A 21153-nucleotide genomic window follows, 5' to 3' on the forward strand; every position below is an offset into this window, starting at 1 on the left:
GAGATGCAAGCTACTTGCTTATGAGCGTAAAGAGGGTGGCAGGCGGGGTGCCGGCCGGACGGATCCGGCCGACACCACGCCTTCGGTTCTCTACCGTTCGGTGCGACTTCTACGGGTTGGTGTGACTTCTACGGGTTGGTGTGACTTCTACGGGTTGATGCGGCTTCTACGGGTTGATGATGATCCTGAAGCCGGGCGTCGTGTTCCTCACGTCCACGGCGTTGTTGTTGAGCCTGAGACGGTTGAAGGTGACCTCACCGACAGCCGGCCCCTGACCCGCCTCCGGCAGCTCGTTCGCCCACAGTCCGAAGCCGGACTTGGCGTCGAAGGCGTCCCCGCTCTTGAGGGCGCCCGTGATCGAGATGTCGTTGAGGATGGTGTCCTTGATCGGGAACTGCGGCTGACCGCCCACATAGTTGGTCTGGAACATGATGCCGCTGTAGGTCGGATCGACGATGTCGACGTTGTTGATCCGGATCCCCTGGAACACCTTGGAGGCGGAGAACAGCCAGATTCCCGGGAAGGTCTGGCTGCCCCAGAAGTGCCCGCCGGACCGGACGATCGACACGTTCTCGATCGTCGTGGGTTCGGTCCCGAAGCCGTTCATCGCGTAGCCGAAGTCCAGCGAGCTGACCGTGATGCCCGAGTAGACCAGGGTGTCCGCGATATGGATGTTGCGGAAGGTGTTGCGGTAGCCGCCGTAGACGGCGAGGCCCGCGGCCCGCCACACCAGCGTCGCCGAGAGGTTCTCGTAGACGTTGTTGTACATGTCCGCGCCGCCCGCGTCGATCGCCGAGAAGAGCGCGAAGGCGTCGTCGCCGGTGGCCCGCGCGTCGTTGTTGACGACGTGGTTGTCCGTGGAGCCGTTGGTCATGTTGATGCCGTCGGCGAAGGTGTTGCGGATCCGGGAGTTGCTGATGGTGACCCGGTCCGCGTTGGCACCCCAGTAGAGGCAGACGGTGTGCTCGTTCCAGATGTTGTCGATCGTGATGTCCGACACATTGGACAGGTCGAAGACCTTGCCGGGCCCGTCGATACGCGAGGTGTAGTTGCCGAAGAAGGCGAAGTTCGCGAAGGACGAGCCCTTCGCCGCCGCCTCCACCCGGAAGCCCGCGTCCGTGTTGTCCTGGGTCGACGGGGCGAAGAACCGGGAGAACCAGGGACCCGCGCCGACCACCTTGACCGGCTTGCCGTAGACCTGGAACTTGCTCGACGTCTGGTAGTCACCGGCCGGCAGATAGACACCGACGAGCTTGCCGGTGGTGTCCATGCGCACCCGGTCCAGCGCGTTCTGCACATCCTGGTGCGTGAATCCGGCCGGCACCGTGTAGGTGGCCGGGTCCGGGTTCGCGACCGCGGTGGCCTGCTCCAGGTTGATGAAGTCGATCGCGTACGTGTGCGCGTTGCCCGTGTCCTTCTGGAGACGGATCTTGCTGCCCGCGGGAACGGTCCTGCCCAGCAGGACATTGGCCTCGTCATAGATGTGACGGGGCCCGCCGGCACCGGGAGAGTTCCCAGGACCGGTCTCGTTGCCGTACAGCCACGCGTACTTCGAGGTGAGGTCGATGGCCTTGAGGAAGGTGCCGTCGACATAGATGTTCAGACTGGAGTTGATCCCGCCACCACCGGCCGCGTCCGGGATGGAGAACCGGGTGACCAGCGTGTTCGTGCTGGCCCTGGTGGTGAACTCGACGTAGTTTCCGGTGTTGTTGAGGGTGACGGCCTTACGGCCGGACGCCTCGCCCGCGACATCGCCGACGGTCCGGTTGGGACCGACGACCTGCGCGCCACCGCCCGCGACACCGTCCTCCGCCTCGTACATGTCGTACGGCATATTGGCGCCGCGACCGACGAAGAGGGGCTGCGAGCTGGTGTTGTTCACACGCTTGACCGGCAGTTCGTTGGCGTCGTCGGCGAGGACCACCTTCACCGTGTACGAGCCGTTGGCGGCCGTCCAGGTGCCGAGGCCGACCGCGGCCGAGGTGGCGCCCGCGGCGATGGTGCCGTTGTAGGTGCCCGTCAGGGTCCTGACCGTGGCACCCGTCGAGTTCAGCACCGTCAGCGTGATGCCATGGGCGCCGGCCGCCGAGGCCACCGTGCCCTGGTTCTTGATCGCCACCGAGAAGGAGACGGTGTCACCGGCCGCGGGGCTGGACGGGGACGTCGAGACGGCGGAGGCGATCAGGTCCGAGCTGGCGACCGGCCGCACCACCAGCGGGCTCGCGCCCGTGAAGGTGTTGTTGGTCTCGTTCTGCTCGATGATCTGGTTGGCCGGGTCCGCGACGGCGCTGAGCTGGTACGAACCGGCGTCACGCGCGCCGATGTCCGCGGTGACCGTGGCGGAGGCCCCGGCCGCGAGCGCGCCCACGGAACCGGTGCCGACCTTGGTACCGCCGAGGCGGAACTCGACCGAACCGGCCGGGGAGGCGATCGCTCCGGCGTTGCGTACGGTCGCCGACAGGGTGATCGGGTCGGACTCGACCGGCGAGGCCGGGGACGCGCTCAGCCCGGTGACCGTGAGGTCCGGGTTGGGCGCCGGGTTGCCGATCACCTGGAACTCCGCCACCTGGCCCGCACCGGAACCGGTGTTGGAGGTGAACCGGAGCTGGACATCGGCGACCCGCGCGCTGACCGGGATGGTCACGAGGTTGCCGCTCGCCGGGGAGAAGGCGTAGTCCCTGGCGGCCACCAGGCTGGTGAAGCCGGTGGCGTTCTGCTCACGCCCCAGCACCTGGATGTTCTGGGTACGCGGGCCCCAGCTGCTGTCCGGGTTGAGCCTGACCACGACGTTCTCGGTGTCGGCGTTGGCGCCCAGCTTCACGGTGAGGGTGTTGGGGTAGCTGCCGCCCGCGCCCTCCCAGTAGGTGGTGACGCTGTTGTCGTTGGCGTTCTCCGCGACAAAGGTGAAGACCGAGGAGGACGCGGTGACCGGCTTGCCGATGGCGAGGTTCGAGCCCGTCGGACCCTGGGTGCCGTTCCTGGTCACCGTGTTGCTGTTGCCCGAGACATTCCCGGCCGCGTCCTTGGCCCGCACGTAGTACGAGACCGTCGTACCCGCCGACTGGCTGTCCGTGTAGGTCGTGACGTTCCCCGCGACACTGGTCCGCAGGACGTTGTTCGCGTAGATGTCGTAACCCGTGACACCCCTGTTGTCCGTCGACGCGCTCCACGTCAGCCTGATCTGGCCGGAGGACGGCTCGGTGAAGGCGAGGTTGGCGGGGATGGTCGGCGCCTGGGTGTCACCGGTGTCCCCCTGCCGGGTGACCGTGTTGCTGTTGCCCGAGACATTCCCGGCCGCGTCCTTGGCCCGCACGTAGTACGAGACCGTCGTACCGGTCGACTGGGTGTCCGTGAAGGTCGTGACACTGCCCGCGACGCTGGTCCGCAGCTCGTTGTTGGCGTAGATGTCGTAGCCCGTGACACCCGTGTCATCGGTCGACGGGCGCCAGGCCAGCCTGATCTGACCGGTGGCCGGCTCGGTGTAGGTCAGCTCCGTGGGAGCGGTGGGGGCCTGGGTGTCACCGGTCTCGGGGCCGTAGATCTCCAGCTCGGAGAGCTGGCCGCCGGGCTGCCCGGTGTTCGCCGTGATCAGCACCCGGACATAGCGCGTGCTGGTGGCGTCGAAGGAGATCGTCACCGTCTGCGCGCCCGCGGGGCTGAAGGTGTACGCCTTCGAGGCCGTCAGGTCCGAGAAGGTGGAGTTGTTGGCGCTGCCCTGGATCTTCAGGGTCTGGTCCCTGGCGCCCCAGCCGTCGGGCAGGCGCAGCACCACCTGGTTGACGCCGACGGAGGAGCCGAGGTCGGCCTGGATCCACTGCGGGAAGGCGTTGTTCCTGCTCTCCCAGTAGGTGGCCTTGTTGCCGTCGTTGGCGTTGCCCGGCCCGTAGACCTCGGTGAAGCTGCTGGAGGTCAGCGTCTTGCCGGCGGCCAGATTCACCGAGGCCGCCGCCGCGGCACGCACCTCCAGCTCGGCGAGCTGGGCCTTCTTCCCGGCCGTGTTGGCGGTGAAGTTCGCCCGCACGAACCGCGCCTTGGTGGCGGGGAAGGCCACGGTCACCTTGTTGCCCTGGCCCTTGCTGAAGCTGTACGTGGCCGAGCTCTTCAGCGTGGCGAAGCTGGTCCCGTCGGCGCTCCCCTGGATGGACAGGGTCTGCTTACGGCTCTCCCACCCTGCGGGGAGCTTCAGCACCACCTGGTCGACGCGCTTGCTGGAGCCCAGGTCCGACTGCACCCACTGGGAGCCCTTGCCGTTGCCCTCCCAGTACGTCGACTGGTTCCCGTCCGTCACATCGCGGGCCTTGGTGCCGCCCGTACTGGCGCTCGTCGCCGCGGTCCGCCCCGCGGCGATGTTGGGACCGTCGGCCGCGGCAGCGGTGAACGACGGCCAGCCCATCATCAAAAGACTGGTGGCTATGGCGGTGGAGAGAACCCGCCATCTCCGGCGTAGCGATCTCATGGATCCCCGATCTTCGGCCTCGGCGCGGGGGCGGCGAGGGCGCGGCTCTGACTGCCTGCCGGTATGGCAAGCATTTCTGCACTGATGAACAGGGTCTTTTGCGTTTTGCGGTCAGAGAGTTGCAGAGAACTGCCAGTCCGTCCACCACTGAGACAGAACCAAATCCCGTGGTTCGCCTCCCGAGTTGACACCTGCGGCGCTGCGCCAGCCTGTTTTTGGCCGCTCATCAGGCAAACGTAAGTGATCTGCAAACCTTGCGACGGATTTGCGTAACTGTGGAAATTTCGAGAAGGCCCCTCCCGCCCTCTACCGTTCCTGGACATGAGCGCCGGACCGAGCACCGCGGGAAGACGACGCCGATTCGGCTGGCCGCGCCGGGTCTTCTCGCAGGTGCTGCTGATGCAGCTCGCCATCGCCGCGGGCGTCACCGTGCTGGCCACGGGGCTCTTTCTGGCCCCCTTCAGCAAGGAACTGGACGACCAGGCGATGAGCCGCGCGCTGGCGATCGCCGAGACCGCCGCCTCCGCGGAGGCCGCCGCCGATCTGCTGGCCTCACGGCCGACGCCCGGCGGTCCCGTCCAGGCCGAGGCCGAGCGGATCAGACGCGCCACCGGCGCCGAGTATGTGGTGATCATGGACAGACGCGGAGTCCGCTGGTCACACACCGATATCGGCCAGATCGGCAAGGTCGTCTCCACCGATCCCAGCGAGGCGCTCGCCGGCGCGCACATACGGGAGATCGACAGCGGCACACTCGGCCGCTCCGCCCGGGGCAAGGTCCCGTTGCGCGACCGTACGGGCGCCATCGTCGGGGCCGTCTCGGTCGGTATCGCCTACGACAGCGTCCGCGACCGGCTGCTCGCCGCGATACCCGGGCTGCTCGCCTACGCGGGCGGGGCGCTCGCGGCGGGGGCGCTCGCCGCGTATCTGATCTCCCGGCGGATCCAGCGGCAGACCCATGACCTGGCCTTCTCGGACATCTCGGCGCTGCTCACCGAGCGCGAGGCCATGCTGCACAGCCTCCGGGAAGGTGTGGTGGCGCTGAACGGGAGCGGCCGGATCCGGCTGATCAACGACGAGGCGCAGCGGCTGCTGGGACTCGGTCCCGATGCCATCGGACGGCCGCTCGACGAGGTGCTCGGGGCCGGACGCACCACGGAGGTGCTGACCGGACGCGTGCTGGGCGAGGACCTGCTCGCCGTACGGGGGAGCCGGGTCCTGGTCGCCAACCGGATGCCGACCGACGACGGCGGCGCCGTCGTCACCCTCCGCGACCGCACCGAGCTGGAGCGGCTGGGCCGTGAGCTGGACGCGACGCGCGGACTGATCGACGCCCTGCGGGCCCAGGACCATGAGCACGCGAACCGGATGCACACCCTGCTCGGACTGCTGGAGCTGGAGATGCACGAGGAGGCGGCGGAGTTCGTCACCGAGGTCGTCGGGGTGCACCGGGCCACCGCCGAGCAGATCACCGAGCGCGTCCACGATCCGCTGCCGGCCGCGCTGCTGGTCGGCAAGGCCACCGTGGCCGCCGAGCGCGGTGTCTCGCTGCGGCTCTCGTCCCGCACACTGCTGCCCGACCGGCTGGTGGATCCGCAGGGGCTGGTGACGGTCGTCGGCAATCTGGTGGACAACGCGCTGGACGCGGCGGCGGGCTCCGAGGACCCGCGGATCGAGGTGGAACTGCGCGCCGAAGGCCGTACCGTCGTTCTTGTGATCTCCGACAGCGGTACCGGTGTCCCCGCCGCCCACCGTGAAGCCGTCTTCTCCGAGGGCTGGTCGACCAAGGAGCCGCCGGCCCACGGCAAACGCGGTCTCGGTCTGGCCCTGGTCCGCAGACTCGCCGAGCGGCAGGGCGGCAGCGCGCGGGTCGCCGAATCCGCGCACGGCGGCGCCGAGTTCACCGTCGTACTGCCGGAGGCCCTGACGGCGCCGGACGACGAAGCGGTCCTGCCCGGCGGAGCAGCCGCGCACCACGGCGGAACCGCGGACGACGGCCCGAAGGACGGCACGGACAAAGGCACGGACAACGGCACGGACGACGCCTCGCAGGCGCGGGCAGCGGCCGGGGAGACACGATGATCGACGTACTGGTCGTGGACGACGACATCCGGGTCGCGGAGATCAATACGGCCTATGTGGCCAAGGTGGCGGGCTTCCGGGTGGTCGCGCAGGCCCACTCGGCCGCCGAGGCGCTCGGCCGGATCTCCGAGCGCGCCATCGATCTGATCCTTCTCGATCACCATCTGCCGGACGAGAACGGACTCGTGGTGGTGCGGGAGCTGCGGCGACTCGGCCATCAGACCGATGTGATCATGGTGACGGCGGCCCGCGATGTCGCCACCGTGCAGGCCGCGATGCGCCTTGGCGCACTTCAGTACCTGGTCAAACCATTCAATTTCGCCGGTATGCGGGCCAAGCTGGAGGCGTACGCGGCACTGCGCCGCACTCTGGACCGCGGCGGCGAGGCGGAACAGGCGGAGGTGGACCGGATGTTCGGGGCGCTCTCCGCCGCCGCGCTCTCCTCCGCCGGCGCCCCGTCCCTGCCCAAGGGCCACTCCCCCGCCACCGCCGCACTGGTGCGCCAGGCGCTGATGAGCGCGGACGGTCCGCTGTCGGCCCAGGAGATCGCGGAGAACGCGGGGATGAGCCGGCAGACCGCGCAGCGCTATCTGAAGCTGCTGGAGCGGGCCGGGCGGGTACGGCTCACCCTCCGGTACGGCGAGACGGGGCGCCCCGAACACCGCTACACCTGGGCGGCGAACGCCTGACGGACGCGGGGCGGCGGACGGCGGGGGGCCGGGGGCCAGGCGTCAGGTGACGGACGGCCTGGCGGCGGGCGGCCTGGCGGCGGGCGGCCTGGCGGCGGGCTCTCAGACGGCCCCCGCCCCCGTCAGTGAACGGACCTCCGTCTCCGCGTACTTGGCCTCATCGGGCGGCTCGGACGAGGTGACCGTACCGATCCAGCCCGCGAGGAAGCCCAGCGGAATGGAGACCACACCCGGGTTCTGGAGCGGGAACACCTGGAAGTCGAGACCGGGGAGCACCGCGTCCGGACTCCCCGAGACCACGGGCGAGAGCGCCACCAGCACCACGGCCGGAATCAGCCCGCCGTACACCGACCAGACCGCGCCCCGTGTGGTGAAGTTCCGCCAGAACAGCGAGTACAGCAGGACGGGCAGATTGGCGGAGGCGGCGACCGCGAACGCCAGACCGACCAGGAAGGCGACATTCAGATCCTGGGCCAGCAGACTGAGCGCGATCGCCACCGCGCCGATACCGGCCGCCGCCAGCCGGGCCACCGCCACCTCGCTTCGCCGCTTGGCGCGCCGGCGTCTGAGCGAGACGTAGAGATCGTGGGCGACGGACGCCGAGGAGGCGAGGGTGATGCCCGCGACGACGGCGAGGATCGTGGCGAAGGCGATGGCCGCGACCACCGCGAAGAGAACCGTTCCGCCGGTCGATCCCGCCCCGCCGCCGAGATCGAGCGCCAGCAGCGGAACGGCCGTGTTCCCCGCGGCGTTCGAGGCACGGACCGCGTCGGAACCGACCAGCGCCGCCGCCCCGAACCCGAGCACGATCGTCATCAGGTAGAAGCCGCCGATGAGACCGACGGCCCAGACGACCGAGTGCCGGGCGGCGCGCGCGGTCGGCACGGTGGAGAAGCGGGAGAGGATGTGCGGCAGCCCGGCCGTCCCCAGGACAAGAGCCAGCCCCAGACTGATGAAGTCGAGGCGCGCGGTCCAGTCCCCGCCGTACTTGAGACCGGGGGCGAGGAACTCCGCACCGTGGCCGCTGTGCGCGACGGCGGTGTTCAGCAGGCCGTTGACATCGCCGTGGAAGCGGACCAGGACGAGCACGGTCAGCGCGATCGCACCGGCCATCAGCAGCACGGCCTTGACGATCTGGATCCAGGTGGTGGCCCGCATCCCGCCCAAGGAGACATAGACGACCATGAGCGCGCCCACGCCGATCACGGTCCAGGTACGCGCCGAGGCGCTCGTACCGCCGAGGAGCAGCGCGACCAGGCTGCCCGCCCCGACCATCTGCGCCACCAGGTAGAGCACGGAGACGGTGACCGAGGAGGTGCCCGCCGCGATCCTGACCGGCCGTTCGCTCATCCTCGCCGCGACGACATCGGCGAGGGTGAACCGCCCGCAGTTGCGTACGAGTTCGGCGACCAGGAACAGCACGACCAGCCAGGCGACGAGAAACCCGACCGAGTAGAGCATGCCGTCGTAGCCGAACAGGGCGATCAGGCCGGAGATCCCGAGGAAGGAGGCAGCGGACATGTAGTCGCCCGCGATGGCGAATCCGTTCTCCATCGGCGAGAAGAGCCGGCCGCCCGCGTAGAACTCCTCGGCGGAGCCCTGGCGCTTGCGGCTCACCCAGGTGGTGATCCCCAGAGTGACCGCGACGAACGCGCTGAACAGCACCAGCGCCAGGGTCTGGTGGTCGCCGCTCACCGGGCGCTCCCCCGTACCGTCGCGCTCCCGTGCGCTGTCGCGCTCCCCCGCGCACTCCCCCGCTCCGTCTCCTGAGTCCGCGCCTGGTGGGTCCGCGCCTGGTGCCGCCCCTGGGTTCGCCCCTGGTCGAAGACACTCCAGCGCAGTTCGAGCGCCGCCCGGTCCCGGCGCAGCCGGGCATGGCGCGCGTACGCCCAGGTCAGCAGGAACGTCGAGAGGAACTGGCCGAGTCCGGCCACCATCGCGACATTCACCGCTCCCGCCACCGGTCTCGCCATCAGCTCGGGCGCGGCCGTCGCGGCCACGACATACGCGAAGTACCAGAGGAGGAAGGCGAGCGTGGCGGGGAGGACAAAACGCCGATAGCGGCTCCTGATCTCCTGGAAGGCGGCACCGCGCTGGACCCGCTGATAGATCTCGGAGGCCGGCTGCCCGGCGGCGCCGTCGCTGTCAACGTCGCCGTGCCCGTACCCGTACCCGGGAGCGGCGCTCCCGCCCGGCGGAACGGACGTCACGGACATGCCGGGACCGGCGGGCTCGCCCCAGTCCGAGGCCAGCGCTTCGTACCACGGGTCGTCGAGCCGCATCGCTGCGGCGTCACGCCCTTCCTGCTTCTCCACCGGTCAACTCTCCTTGTCGGCGAACCGTTTCGGCCGCGTAGCAAGGATGGGCGGAGGGGCGGGATCACGAGCTCGTCTCCGCCCCGGCTTCACCCCATCAGGTGATGGTTGTCCCGGGTGGCGGGATGAGTCCCCGTTGGTAGGCGTATCGCACGGCCTGCGCGCGGTCGCGCACCCCCGTCTTGCCGAAGAGATTGTTGATATGCGTCTTCACCGTGGCCGCCCCGATGTGCAGCCGCTGCGCGATCTCCTTGTTGGAGAGCCCCTCGGCCACCAGGGAGAGCACCTCGGCCTCCCGCGCGGTCAGTCCGTCGGGCAGTTCCACGGGCGCCGGCGGGGCGGGCTGGGCGGTGACCCGTTCCAGCAGTCTGCGCTGCACGGCGGGCGCCAGTCCGGCCTGGCCCGCCAGTACGTCCTCCACGGCCCGGACGATCTCCTCGCCCCGCGCGTCCTTGGTGAGATAGCCGCGGGCGCCCGCCCGGAGCGCGGCGAAGAGCGAATCGTCGTCGGCGTAGGTCGTGAGCACCACGACCTGGGTCCCCGGGTGCTCGGCGCGGATACGGCGGGTGGCCTCCACACCGTCGCAGCGCGGCATCCGCAGATCCATCAGCACGACATCAGGACCGAGTTCGGCGACCAGGGCCACGGCCTCCTCGCCGTCCTTGGCCGCGCCGACGACCTCGATGCCCGGGAGCAGCCCGAGCAGCATCACGATGCCCTCGCGCACCACGGCCTGGTCGTCGGCCACGATCACTCGGGCCGTCATGCGGGCACTCGCAGACGCACGGTGAAACCCTTCCCTTCGCGGCTTTCGGATCCCACAGGACCTTCGGATCCCACAGAGCTCCCGGAGCCGTCCGAGCCTGTCCCGGAGCCCTTCTCCAGGACGCCCCCAGCGCCCCCGGGACCCGTCCCAGGAGAGGGGGGACCGTCGAGGCCGTCGGGGCCGGCCTCCAGAGTGCCGCCGAGCAGTTCGGCGCGCTCCCTCATCCCCAGCAGACCGTACCCGGAGCCGGAGGTCACCAGACCGGCCGGTTCCGCCCCCGCCCCGCCGCTGTGCTTCCCGCCGGAGTCCCGTATGTCCAGCGTCACCTCGTCCGCGCGGTAGGTGAGCACGATCCGTACACGCGCGCCCGGCGCGTGTTTCCGTACGTTGGTGAGCGCCTCCTGCGCCACTCTGCGCACCGCCTGCGAGGCCTCCGCGGGCAGGGGCCTCGGCGCCCCCTCGACCGCGACCTCGGCACCTTCCATGGCGGCCAGCTCACGGAGATGGTCCCCGAGGGGGGCCATCTCGCCGCGCAGGGCGGAGAGCGCCTGCCGGGTCTCGGCGAGCCCGTCGCGCGCCATGGAACGCGCGGCGACGACCCGCTCAAGTATCTGGTCGCGGAACGGTCCCGCCGGTTCCTGCTCGATCCGCAGCCGGGCCGCCTCCAGATGCACGAGCTGCGCGGAGAGGCTGTGCGCCAGGACGTCATGGATGTCCCGGGCGATCCTGGCCCGCTCGGCGAGGGCGGCCGATTCGGCCTCGGCGGCGCGGGCGGCCCGCTCCTGGGCCAGCAGCCGCTGGGCGCTGCCGCGCGCCTCCGCGTCGAGCCGCAGCACATAGCCGCCGAGCAGCAGCCCCGCGGTGGTGAGCGACGTGGTCAGCCAGGCGTCCTGGCCGAACGCGGCGAATCCGCCGAGGCCGAGACAGGTGGTGGGCAGGGCGGCGGCGAGCGGCAGCCGCTCCATGGCGGTGACGGCGCAGCCGCACCACAGCACGACCGCGGCGATGTCGAATCCGCTCCGGCTCGCGACGAGGGCTCCGCCCAGCAGCGCCACCAGCAGCCCGACCGACGGCCAGAGCTGATGCCGCAGGGTGGTGCGGTAGAAGGCCCAGGCGCAGAGGACGAGAACGAGTGTGGCGGCCACGGCCACGGCCGTCGCCCAGCCCTCCACATGGCGCTGGCTGAAAGTCGACCAGAGCAGAGCCGCCAGACCGAGCGTCCGGATGGACCGGGCCAGCCATCGCCGCGCCTCGGTACGGCCCTCCCGGGTGAGGGCCTCGCGAGAAGGCCAGTTCGTCCAGGCGTCGGCTGTCACACACGGTCCTTCCACGGCGCGGCGGCTATCGCGTCACCGTACGACGGGTGTACGGCACGGGCCCGCCACACCAGCATGCCTCTGCGGACCAGCACGGAGGCGGCGAGTGCGAGCAGCAGCGCTCCGGAGCCCTGGTGGACGCCGAGCAGCGCGCCGATGCCCATCAGTCCGAGCCGCAGGGCTATACCGCCGATCCAGACCGCGACCGTGGCCCCGGTGCCCCTCGTCCACACCGAGCCGTCCTCTGCGGTCCAGAGCCGGCCGGTCCAGGCCCAGCCCGCCCCCATCACCAGCCCCACCACCAACTCGGCGCCGAGCAGCAGCAGCGACAGGGAGCGGTCGTCGGCGTCGATCAGTCCCGGCCGGCTCAGCGCGACGACCGCCAGGACGGCGGGAAGGACCAGCTGGCGACGCCCGCCGGTGGCGATCCGCTGTGGCTTGAACTGGCGTACGGCGACCAGCGCGACAGCGGCGGCGATCACCACGACGGTGAGCAATGAGGACATGCGGTGCCTCCGGGGACGAAGAAGTTCAGCGACTTCGACGTTACGGAGAAGCACCAGGTCAGAGCATCGGCTCGGGGGTGGATCACGGGTGGAAACGCGGCCTCCACCCGTGGGTGGAAACCGCGCTCGCGAGGTCGTGGCTCAGGCGTCGATGCGCGAGCGGTCCAGGGTCGCCGCGGAGCTGGTGATGAACTCCTTGCGGGGCGCCACCTCATTGCCCATCAGCAGATCAAAGATCTGTTCGGACGATTCCAGGTCCCCGATGTTGATCCGTCGCAGGGTGCGGTGGCGCGGGTCCATCGTGGTCTCCGCGAGCTGGTCGGCGTCCATCTCGCCCAGACCCTTGTAGCGCTGGATGGAGTCCTTGAACCGGATGTTCTTGCGCTGGTACTCCAGCAGCGTCTGCCGCAGCTCGTTGTCCGAGTACGTGTACACGTACTTGTCCTGGCCCCGCTTGGGCTGCACCAGCTCGATCCGGTGCAGCGGCGGTACGGCGGCGAAGACCCGGCCCGCCTCCACCATCGGCCGCATGTAGCGCTGGAAGAGCGTGAGCAGCAGACAGCGGATGTGCGCGCCGTCGACATCGGCGTCGACCAGGAGCACGATCTTGCCGTAGCGGGCCGCGTCGATGTCGAACGTGCGGCCCGAGCCCGCCCCTATGACCTGGATGATCGCCCCGCACTCGGCGTTCTTGAGCATGTCCGAGACGGATGACTTCTGGACATTGAGGATCTTGCCCCGGATCGGCAGCAGCGCCTGGAACTCACTGTTCCTGGCGAGCTTGGCCGTACCGAGCGCGGAGTCCCCCTCCACGATGAACAGCTCACTGCGGTCCACGTCGTCACTGCGGCAGTCGGCGAGCTTGGCCGGCAGCGAGGAGGACTCCAGCGCGGTCTTCCTGCGCTGCGCCTCCTTGTGCTGGCGGGCCGCGATCCGCGTACGGGCGGCGGCGACGGCCTTCTCCAGCACGGCCCGTGCCTGTCCCTTGGCATCACGCTTCGTGGACGTCAGGAACTCCTTGAGCTCCTTCGCGACGACGTTGGAGACGATCCGGTTGGCCGCCGAGGTGCCCAGGACCTCCTTGGTCTGACCCTCGAACTGAGGTTCGGCGAGCCGCACCGTGACCACGGCGGTCAGGCCCTCCAGGGCGTCGTCCTTGACGATGTCGTCCTCGGCGACCCTGAGCATCTTGGCCGAGCGCAGCACCTCGTTGACCGTCCTGGTCAGCGAGCGCTCGAAGCCGCTCACATGCGTACCGCCCTTGGGCGTCGCGATGATGTTCACGAACGACTTGACCATGGTCTCGTACCCGGTGCCCCAGCGCAGCGCGATGTCGACGCCCAGCTCCCGGGTGACCTCGGTGGGTGTCATGTGCCCGCGGTCGTCCAGCACCGGGACGGTCTCCTTGAAGGTGCCCTGACCGGTCAGGCGCAGCACGTCGCAGACGGCCTTGTCCTGCGCCAGATACTCGCAGAACTCGCTGATGCCGCCGTCGAAACGGAATGTCTCCTCGACCGTGCCGTTGCCCTCGCTCTCACCGGCCGCGCGCTCGTCCCTGACGACGATCGTCAGTCCGGGGACCAGGAAGGCGGTCTGGCGGGCGCGCTGGTGAAGCGTCTCCAGGGAGAGCTTGGCGTCCTTGAGGAAGATCTGCCGGTCGGCCCAGTAGCGCACGCGCGTACCGGTCCGCGCCTTGGGCACCCGCTTGCCCTTGATCAGCCCGTTCGCCGGATCGAAGGGGCTGTCGGGACCCGGTTCGGTGAAGATCCCCGGGACTCCGCGGCGGAAGCTGATCGAGTGGGTGGCGCTGTTGCGGTCCACCTCGACATCGAGCCGGGCGGAGAGCGCGTTCACCACGGAGGCACCCACACCGTGGAGGCCGCCCGAGGCGGCGTACGAGCCGCCGCCGAACTTGCCGCCGGCGTGCAGCTTGGTCATGACGACCTCGATGCCGGACAGGCCGGTCTTGGGCTCGACATCGACCGGAATGCCCCGGCCGTTGTCCTTGACCTCGACCGAGCCGTCCTCGTGGAGGATCACCTCGATGTGATCGCAGTAGCCGCCCAGGGCCTCGTCGACGGAGTTGTCGATGATCTCCCAGAGGCAGTGCATCAGACCACGGCTGTCGGTCGAGCCGATATACATTCCGGGTCGCTTGCGGACCGCTTCGAGCCCCTCAAGGACGAGCAGGTGCCGCGCGGTGTAGTTGGAGCCGTCACGGTCTGCGGTCAGCAGCGCAGTGGACGGCACGGACGTCTCGGCGGTCACGCGGTTCGCTCCTCGCTGAATTTGAGATGTGGCCCCGTGGGGTAAAGGCCCGGCGTCTGTCACCGGTCAGAGGGTACAGAGGCCTGGTAGAGCCGTTGTCACGCCACCCTCGCGATTTCTTATGCTAGTCCACGGTCGCATAGGTGTTCGATCCCTCGTCGGGGTGAAGCACACATCACGTTCCCTTCCAGGCATGAACCATTTAGGCTCCGGGCACGTCCTCATCAACAACCGGCAAGCCAGCCGGCGAGGGCGCTCCCCACTGACAAGCACTGTCAAGCAACGCGAAACCCGTAGAGCGAGCCCGAGCGAAGCGATACGGCCCATTCGCCGCCAACCGCCAGCAGCCAGCCACCCGGAAAGAAGTTTTCAAGGAAAAGCCGAGAGCGGGAACGTTTTCGGCCTGGTTGGATGTTGACCCTGGTACGACAGCTCGTCGAGCTAGAGAAGAGGCGACGTGACTACTGTTCTGACCCCCGCGAGCCCGCTGACCGCGGCTGACCGCTGCGACCGCTGCGGCGCACAGGCCTATCTGCGCGTCGTCCTGATCAGCGGTGGTGAACTGCTCTTCTGCGCCCACCACGGACGTAAGTTCGAGCCGGAACTCAAGAAGATCGCCGCGGAAATACAGGATGAGACCGACCGACTGACGGCCGTGCCGGCCGGCGGTGGTGAAGAGGAGCGCTGACACCTCGCATCCACGACGAGCCAAGGGTCGGTCCTGACCGACCGACGGGCGGCCACCTCCGCTGAGAGCGAGGTGGCCGCCTGTTCTCGTCACCGCGGAACGTGCGCTCCGACCGCGGTGGCGACCGCCCTGACCCCCGTGGTGATCCGGGTGTAGACCCCGGGACTGTCCTGGCGTCCACAGCCGCTCCCCCAGGAGACCAGCCCGATAAGGCGCCCCTGGGCCACCAGCGGCCCTCCGCTGTCCCCCTGGCAGGCGTCGTGCCCGCCCGCGGGATCGCCCGCACAGAGCATCGTGGAGGGCTCGTAGCGGCCACCTGAGCCGCCGCCCGGATACGCCCGCGAACAGTTCGCGTCCGGCAGGACCGCCACCGGCGCCGAACGCAGCGTGCTGGCGTAGTCGCCGTCACCCGAGGTGTCGCCCCAGCCGTAGACGGCGGCGGCGGTCCCCGGCTCCGCGGCGGAGTCACCGGGCTCCGCCGGCCGGATCGCGTATCTCCCGGGCAGCGGGCGCTCCAGCGTCAGCACGGCCAGATCCGCCGCGTTGGTGCCCGGGTCGTACCCCGGGTCGACCTGGACGGACCGTACGGCGACGACATGCCCGCCCTTGGCGCGCAGCCGGTCCCGCCCCGCGATGATCCTGAGGTCGCGCACCTGTCCCGGAGGCCCTCCGAGCACATCCGGGCTCATACAGTGGGCGGCCGTCAGCACTTTCGTGGGAGCCACCACCACACCCCCGCAGAACTGGCCCGCCCGCGTACCGCCGAAGCGGTCACGGCTGGACACGGCCACGACCCAGGGGCTGTCGGCGACCCGTACCGGCTCACCACCGATGACCACACTCTCGGCGACGGCGGGCGGCGGCGAGAGAAGCGGCGACAGGACCCCCGCCGCGATCACCGCCACTCCTCCCGTCAGCACTCGGGCAAGCGAATGACGCATACGGGCTCCTGACTCTCCGGTGAAGGCGTATCTACCCAGAGTCATCCTCCCCCGCCCGTCCCGCACCCCGCGCACGAGGCGAAGGCCCGGATCCGTAGTGGCATCCGGGCCTTCGAACACGCTTCAGCGCGCCCCTGAAAGAGACCTAATCGAGATAGTCGCGCAGGACCTGCGAACGCGACGGGTGGCGCAGCTTCGACATCGTCTTGGACTCGATCTGACGAATACGCTCCCGCGTCACGCCGTAGACCTTGCCGATCTCGTCCAGCGTCTTGGGCTGGCCGTCCGTGAGGCCGAAGCGCATGGAGACCACGCCCGCCTCACGCTCGGAGAGCGTGTCGAGCACCGAGTGGAGCTGCTCCTGGAGAAGCGTGAAGCTCACCGCGTCGGCCGGGACGACCGCCTCGGAGTCCTCGATGAGGTCTCCGAACTCGCTGTCGCCGTCCTCGCCCAGCGGGGTGTGCAGCGAGATCGGCTCACGGCCGTACTTCTGGACCTCGATGACCTTCTCAGGGGTCATGTCGAGCTCCTTGGCCAGCTCCTCCGGGGTGGGCTCACGGCCCAGGTCCTGGAGCATCTGGCGCTGGACGCGCGCGAGCTTGTTGATGACCTCGACCATGTGCACCGGGATACGGATGGTGCGGGCCTGGTCGGCCATGGCGCGGGTGATCGCCTGACGGATCCACCAGGTGGCGTACGTCGAGAACTTGTAGCCCTTGGTGTAGTCGAACTTCTCGACCGCGCGGATCAGACCGAGGTTGCCTTCCTGGATCAGGTCCAGGAAGAGCATGCCGCGGCCGGTGTAGCGCTTGGCCAGCGAGACAACGAGCCGGAGGTTGGCCTCCAGCAGATGGTTCTTGGCGCGTCGGCCGTCCTCCGCGATGATCTCCAGCTCACGCTTGAGCTTGGGCGCGAGCTTGTCGGAGTTGGCCAGCTTGTCCTCGGCGAAGAGACCGGCCTCGATGCGCTTGGCGAGTTCGACCTCCTGCTCCGCGTTGAGGAGCGGGACCTTGCCGATCTGCTTCAGATAGTCCTTGACCGGGTCGGCGGTGGCACCGGCGACGGCGACCTGCTGGGCCGGCGCGTCGTCCTCGTCGTCGTCGGAGAGTACGAAGCCCTTGTTCTCGCCCTCGGTCTCCTCCTCCTCGGCCTTGCCGCCCTGGATCTCATCGGTCGGCTCATCGCCGTCCGCGACCTCATCGGCGTCCTTCTTGCCCGTGGTCTTCTTGGCGGTCGTCTTCTTGGCTGCGGTCTTCTTGACCGTCGCCTTCTTGGCCACGGTCTTCTTCGCGGCGGTCTTCTTGGCGGGTACGGCGGCCTCGTCGGCCGCCATGTCCACACTCTCGACCACGGGTGCCGCGGTGGCGGCCGCGACGGTCTTCGTCGTGGTCGTCTTGGTCGCGACAGTCTTGGTGGCGGTGCGCTTGACCGGGCTCTTCGCTGCGACGCTCTTGCGGGTGCGCTTGGGCGACTCCGCGGCACTGACCATCAGCGTCACACCCTCTTCCTCGAGGATCTGGTTGAGGCTGCGCAGAACATTCTTCCACTGGGTTGGCGGAATCTGGTCGGCCTCGAAGGCCCGACGCACGTCATCGCCGGCGATCTGCCCATCAGCCTTTCCCCGCTCGATGAGCGCCATCACAGACTCGGACTCGGCGATCTCCGGCGGGAGCGTACGGGATGTGCTGGCCGACACGAACAACCTCTCGGAACGATGGAAACGGCTTCCGGCCCCGCCCAGGTTCGGGCCGGAGCCGACGACCGTCGGCTGGGGATGTGCCGACGGCGCGGGTTAGGACCTCAGAGGGTGAATACAGCGCCACGCACGGCGGTCGTATTCCCTCCTCGGCTGTCACCTCTTAAGTCATCGCCCTGCCTCGAGGAGTGTTACGCCCAATCCACGTGGCCCGAGTCACACCTCATTTGCGACAAAGCGAGCAGAAGCGGGATCTAAGGCCCCACAATCGCATCGCCGGACCCTCTGGGTCCGGCGACACACGATGCGTACATCCCCGTACGTCCTGGCTGCGGCGGCGCTCAGTGCTCGCGCGGCGCTGGCACGACGCGCTCCACCTCGGGCTGCACGGTGAGCAGTTGACGCATGGCCGATTCCGCGGCGTGCGCGTCGCCGGTGGCGAGGGCGTCGACGATCCGCGTGTGGTGGGCGAGCGAGGCCTCGGTGGGGCGGTCACATCCGGTGATCGGGCCGCCGGAGACCTGGAGGGCGGCGGAAACGATGCCGGAGAGGTGCTCCAGCATACGGTTGCCCGCGAGCTGGATCAGCAGGGAGTGATATTCGGCGTCCGCACGCGCGAAGGTGATCGAGTCACCCTGGGCGAGGGCGTGGCCCATGATCTCCACCATGTCGGTGAGCCGCTGCTGGACCTCCGCCCTGCCGTGGCCGGCCGCCAGACGTGCCGCCAGGGGCTCGATCGTCCAGCGCAGCTCGGTCAGCTCACGGCGCTGGTCGTCACGCTGTGGTCCGAAAGCCCGCCATTCGATGATGTCGGGGTCCAGCAGATTCCAGTCGCTCACCGGACGGACACGGGTGCCGACATTGGGCCGGGCACTCACAAGGCCCTTGGCCTCCAGCACGCGCAACGACTCCCGCACCACGGTACGGGAGACCTCGAAGCGCTGGCCGATCTCCTCGGGTACGAGCGGCCGGTCGGCGCCCAGGTCTCCGGAGACGATCATCTGGCCGAGCTGCTGGACGAGTTGGCCGTGCAGTCCGCGGCCACGGCTGCTTGTCGTACGCCGTCCCACCCGGCCCAAATCGGTGTCGGCGCCCTCCCAGACGGGGGCGGCCGCGCGGTCGGCGCCGGGGGCCTCCGCGAAGGGGTAGCGGTCGAGTTCACCCGGGTCGGCGAGGCCGGAGTCGACGGAACGGGCGGCGGTCATCATGGTGTGCGCAAGGGTACTCACGCATCCTTTGTCGGCGTTGCTTCCATGAGCCTTGAGGTCTTTGGTGAAAAGCACACGAAAGGGTGATCGGCGCTCGCTCTTCGATTGACGCCTTATCGGAAAGAAGCGGGCTTTCTCAGGGGAGTTGTGGACAGGAGGGCACGCTCCGGTCGTTCCTCGGTCACCAACGGGCCCTGCGACGAAGGCCGGTGAACAGATATGCACAGAGAAGAACCGAAAGTGACAACGTCAGTGCTGCCGCGATCGGTTGGGCAACGAGTCTGACCGCGATCATCAGCCACCGGTCGACCTGGCCGGGCCACTGGAGCCACGCCAGTTCACGGAGTCTGCTCGTGAGTCCGGCCGTCGAACGCGCGGACGGACCGGAGAACACCATCTGAAGCAGGGGTACGACCAGGGTCGGTACGGCGATCACCGCGGCCACTCCGGCGACCGCGGCCCGGAAGACCCCGGCGGCGAGCAGCCCCGCCCAGGCCGAGCCCGCGGCGAGACCGGCCCAGCCGGCACAGAGCGCCATCCAGTTGTCCGGAACGGGCGCGGCCCCGGCGCCGTACACGAGACGCAGGGCCCCGAGGTCGGCCGCCACCACCAGCAGGGTGAGCAGCAGTGCCGAGGCCGCCGTCACCACGGACTTGGCGAGCAGCAGCCCGAGACGGCGGGGAACGGTGCCGCGCGCACCGGCGAGCGCGGGGTAGCGGAACTCGTGGCCGAAGGAGAGCGCGCCGAGCAGTCCGGCACCGAGTGCGGCGGGCGGCAGCGGCAGAATGCCCGGCCAGGCCGCGAGCAGACCGGGCAGCGGGGTCCTGCCGGTGTGGGCGAGGGTCACGGCGAGAACCGTCGACGCGACAAGGACGGCGGCCACGATCAGATGGGTGCTGGGCACACCGAGCAGGCGGCGGAGTTCGTAACGCACCGGTCTGAGCGGACTGCGGACCGGGCGGGCCGGCAGCGGTGGCGGCAGCGGCCCGAGACCGTCGGCCGCCGGTTCGGCCCGGGGTTCGATGCGCGGACCGTTGCGCGTCCCGGCGTGAGGGGCGATCCGCGGACCGGCGTGCGAAGCGACGTGCGGCGTGGCGTGGGACGGCGTGTGCGGTGCGGCGTGTGGGGTGCCCACCGCCTCGGTCGGTGCCGTATCCGCCTCGGCCCGTGTCTGCCGAAGCTTGAAGGTCCGAGCCGGACCCGGTACGGAGACGGTGCGGAAGAAAGAACCGGAACCGGAACCGGGGCCCGAGCTTGAGCCGGGGCCCGAGCCGGGTCCGGGTCCGGGGACCGGAACGGAGACGGCGGCCGGGACCGGGGCGAGGCGGGGAGCCGGACCCGGACCGGTGTCACCGAACTCGTCGGCGAGCTGATGGACGAGGATCCCGTGCCGGAAGGCCGCCTCGCCGATCTCTGGGCAGGTGCTGCCGAAGACCGTGAGCCGGCTGCCCGCCTCGGCCACCACCTCGACGGAGCGTCTGCTCGCGCGGGCCTCACGGCTCAGCACGTCGGCGAGACGCGCGGCGTGCGGTGTCCTGACAGCGACGCGCGGGCGCAGCCTGGTGCGGGCGAAGGCCGCCCCGTCCTGGTCGGCGACAAGGCGGCCGTCGTCGATGGTGACGACATGATCGGCGGTACGAGCGGCCTCCTTCGGGTCGTCGGTGGTGTAGAGGACCGTGCCGCCCTGGGCCGCGTGCGCGCCGAGCAGTCCGAACAGCCAGTTGGTCTCGCGGGGCGAGAGTCCCCCGGACGGCGCGTCGAGCAGCAGGGTGTGCGGGTCGCCCAACAGCGCGGCGGCGAGACCGAGTCTGCGCTCCATACCGAGCGAGAGCGTGCCGAGACGTTCGTCGCGCAGGCCTTTGAGGCCCACGACGTCGAGGAGTTCGTCGGCGCGCGAGGCGGGGACGCCCGCGGCGGCGCTGAGCATCCTGAGCTGGCCCCTGACCGTGCGTCCGGGATGGCCGGGCAGATCACTGAGGAGCACCCCGATCTCACGCGCCGGATGGGCGATGCGATGGAGCGGACGGCCGCGGAAGTAGGTGATCCCTCGGCCGGATTGGAGTTCGAGCATCAGTCTGAGGGCCATCGTCTTGCCCGCGCCGGAGGCACCGAGTAGCGCGGTGACGGAGCCGGGCCGGGCCTCGAAGGTCAGATCGTCCACGGCGGAGGTGAGGTCTCGACGGGGGGTGCTGGTCAGTCCGACGGCCTGGAGCATCGCTTCT

The 21153-nt window shown here is 69.5% G+C and carries 14 protein-coding genes; 3 read left to right on the top strand and 11 right to left on the bottom strand.

What is annotated here, in order from left to right; translation table 11 throughout:
- Positions 1-166: 166 nt before the first annotated feature.
- On the bottom strand, positions 167-4456 hold the full coding sequence (locus ACWGDX_RS28405) for a discoidin domain-containing protein (protein ID WP_453630034.1): 4290 nt from the start codon (positions 4454-4456) through the stop codon (positions 167-169).
- Between the two features lie 321 nt (positions 4457-4777).
- On the opposite strand from ACWGDX_RS28405, the gene ACWGDX_RS28410 reads away from it, so the two are divergent.
- Both ACWGDX_RS28410 and ACWGDX_RS28415 read left to right on the top strand, forming a co-directional pair.
- Complete coding sequence (locus tag ACWGDX_RS28410; protein ID WP_453630036.1) at positions 4778-6538, top strand: ATP-binding protein; 1761 nt, start codon at positions 4778-4780, stop codon at positions 6536-6538.
- On the top strand, positions 6535-7227 hold the full coding sequence (locus ACWGDX_RS28415) for a response regulator (protein WP_453630038.1): 693 nt from the start codon (positions 6535-6537) through the stop codon (positions 7225-7227). The genes ACWGDX_RS28410 and ACWGDX_RS28415 overlap by 4 nt, the downstream gene beginning before the upstream one ends.
- A gap of 102 nt (positions 7228-7329) precedes the next feature.
- Here ACWGDX_RS28415 and ACWGDX_RS28420 read toward each other — a convergent pair whose 3' ends face one another.
- From ACWGDX_RS28420 to ACWGDX_RS28445, 6 genes are all read right to left on the bottom strand, one after another.
- A complete protein-coding gene (locus ACWGDX_RS28420) occupies positions 7330-8922 on the bottom strand; it encodes a solute symporter family protein (RefSeq protein ID WP_453630040.1) in 1593 nt (530 codons plus the stop codon).
- Positions 8919-9542 carry a DUF485 domain-containing protein gene (locus tag ACWGDX_RS28425; protein WP_453630041.1) on the bottom strand — a complete coding sequence of 208 codons (624 nt, stop codon included), beginning with the start codon at positions 9540-9542 and terminating at the stop codon, positions 8919-8921. Before ACWGDX_RS28425 ends, ACWGDX_RS28420 begins: the two co-directional genes overlap by 4 nt.
- 97 nt (positions 9543-9639) lie before the next feature.
- Positions 9640-10308, bottom strand: a complete 669-nt coding sequence (locus ACWGDX_RS28430) for a response regulator transcription factor (RefSeq protein ID WP_363080881.1) — start codon at positions 10306-10308, stop codon at positions 9640-9642.
- Positions 10305-11624, bottom strand: a complete 1320-nt coding sequence (locus tag ACWGDX_RS28435) for a sensor histidine kinase (protein ID WP_453630043.1) — start codon at positions 11622-11624, stop codon at positions 10305-10307. The genes ACWGDX_RS28430 and ACWGDX_RS28435 overlap by 4 nt, the downstream gene beginning before the upstream one ends.
- On the bottom strand, positions 11621-12130 hold the full coding sequence (locus ACWGDX_RS28440) for a DUF1453 domain-containing protein (RefSeq protein ID WP_453630045.1): 510 nt from the start codon (positions 12128-12130) through the stop codon (positions 11621-11623). Before ACWGDX_RS28440 ends, ACWGDX_RS28435 begins: the two co-directional genes overlap by 4 nt.
- Before the next feature lie 141 nt (positions 12131-12271).
- Positions 12272-14398: a DNA gyrase/topoisomerase IV subunit B gene (locus ACWGDX_RS28445; protein ID WP_453630047.1), complete on the bottom strand. Its 2127-nt coding sequence runs from the start codon at positions 14396-14398 to the stop codon at positions 12272-12274.
- A gap of 457 nt (positions 14399-14855) precedes the next feature.
- Here ACWGDX_RS28445 and ACWGDX_RS28450 point away from each other — a divergent pair, with 457 nt between their 5' ends.
- Positions 14856-15086, top strand: coding sequence for a DUF7455 domain-containing protein (locus tag ACWGDX_RS28450; protein ID WP_046495432.1), 231 nt, complete (start codon positions 14856-14858; stop codon positions 15084-15086).
- Between the two features lie 89 nt (positions 15087-15175).
- Here ACWGDX_RS28450 and ACWGDX_RS28455 read toward each other — a convergent pair whose 3' ends face one another.
- The 4 genes from ACWGDX_RS28455 to ACWGDX_RS28470 form a co-directional block, all read right to left on the bottom strand.
- Positions 15176-16027, bottom strand: a complete 852-nt coding sequence (locus ACWGDX_RS28455; protein ID WP_453630050.1) for a S1 family peptidase — start codon at positions 16025-16027, stop codon at positions 15176-15178.
- A 145-nt stretch (positions 16028-16172) separates the two neighbouring features.
- Positions 16173-17723, bottom strand: a complete 1551-nt coding sequence (locus ACWGDX_RS28460) for an RNA polymerase sigma factor (protein ID WP_453630051.1) — start codon at positions 17721-17723, stop codon at positions 16173-16175.
- Between the two features lie 341 nt (positions 17724-18064).
- Positions 18065-18952 carry a FadR/GntR family transcriptional regulator gene (locus ACWGDX_RS28465; RefSeq protein WP_453630053.1) on the bottom strand — a complete coding sequence of 296 codons (888 nt, stop codon included), beginning with the start codon at positions 18950-18952 and terminating at the stop codon, positions 18065-18067.
- Between the two features lie 160 nt (positions 18953-19112).
- Entirely contained in the window at positions 19113-21146 is a 2034-nt protein-coding gene (locus ACWGDX_RS28470) for an ATP-binding cassette domain-containing protein (protein ID WP_453630055.1), read from the bottom strand.
- Positions 21147-21153 lie beyond the last annotated feature (7 nt).

The sequence above is a fragment of the Streptomyces sp. NPDC055025 genome (assembly GCF_053608565.1).

Coding starts and splice junctions, on each gene's coding strand:
- ACWGDX_RS28405 (WP_453630034.1), bottom strand. CDS start 4,456: ATGAGATCGCTACGCCGGAGATGGCGGGTTCTCTCCACCGCCATAGCC.
- ACWGDX_RS28410 (WP_453630036.1), top strand. CDS start 4,778: ATGAGCGCCGGACCGAGCACCGCGGGAAGACGACGCCGATTCGGCTGG.
- ACWGDX_RS28415 (WP_453630038.1), top strand. CDS start 6,535: ATGATCGACGTACTGGTCGTGGACGACGACATCCGGGTCGCGGAGATC.
- ACWGDX_RS28430 (WP_363080881.1), bottom strand. CDS start 10,308: ATGACGGCCCGAGTGATCGTGGCCGACGACCAGGCCGTGGTGCGCGAG.
- ACWGDX_RS28440 (WP_453630045.1), bottom strand. CDS start 12,130: ATGTCCTCATTGCTCACCGTCGTGGTGATCGCCGCCGCTGTCGCGCTG.
- ACWGDX_RS28455 (WP_453630050.1), bottom strand. CDS start 16,027: ATGCGTCATTCGCTTGCCCGAGTGCTGACGGGAGGAGTGGCGGTGATC.
- ACWGDX_RS28470 (WP_453630055.1), bottom strand. CDS start 21,146: ATGCTCCAGGCCGTCGGACTGACCAGCACCCCCCGTCGAGACCTCACC.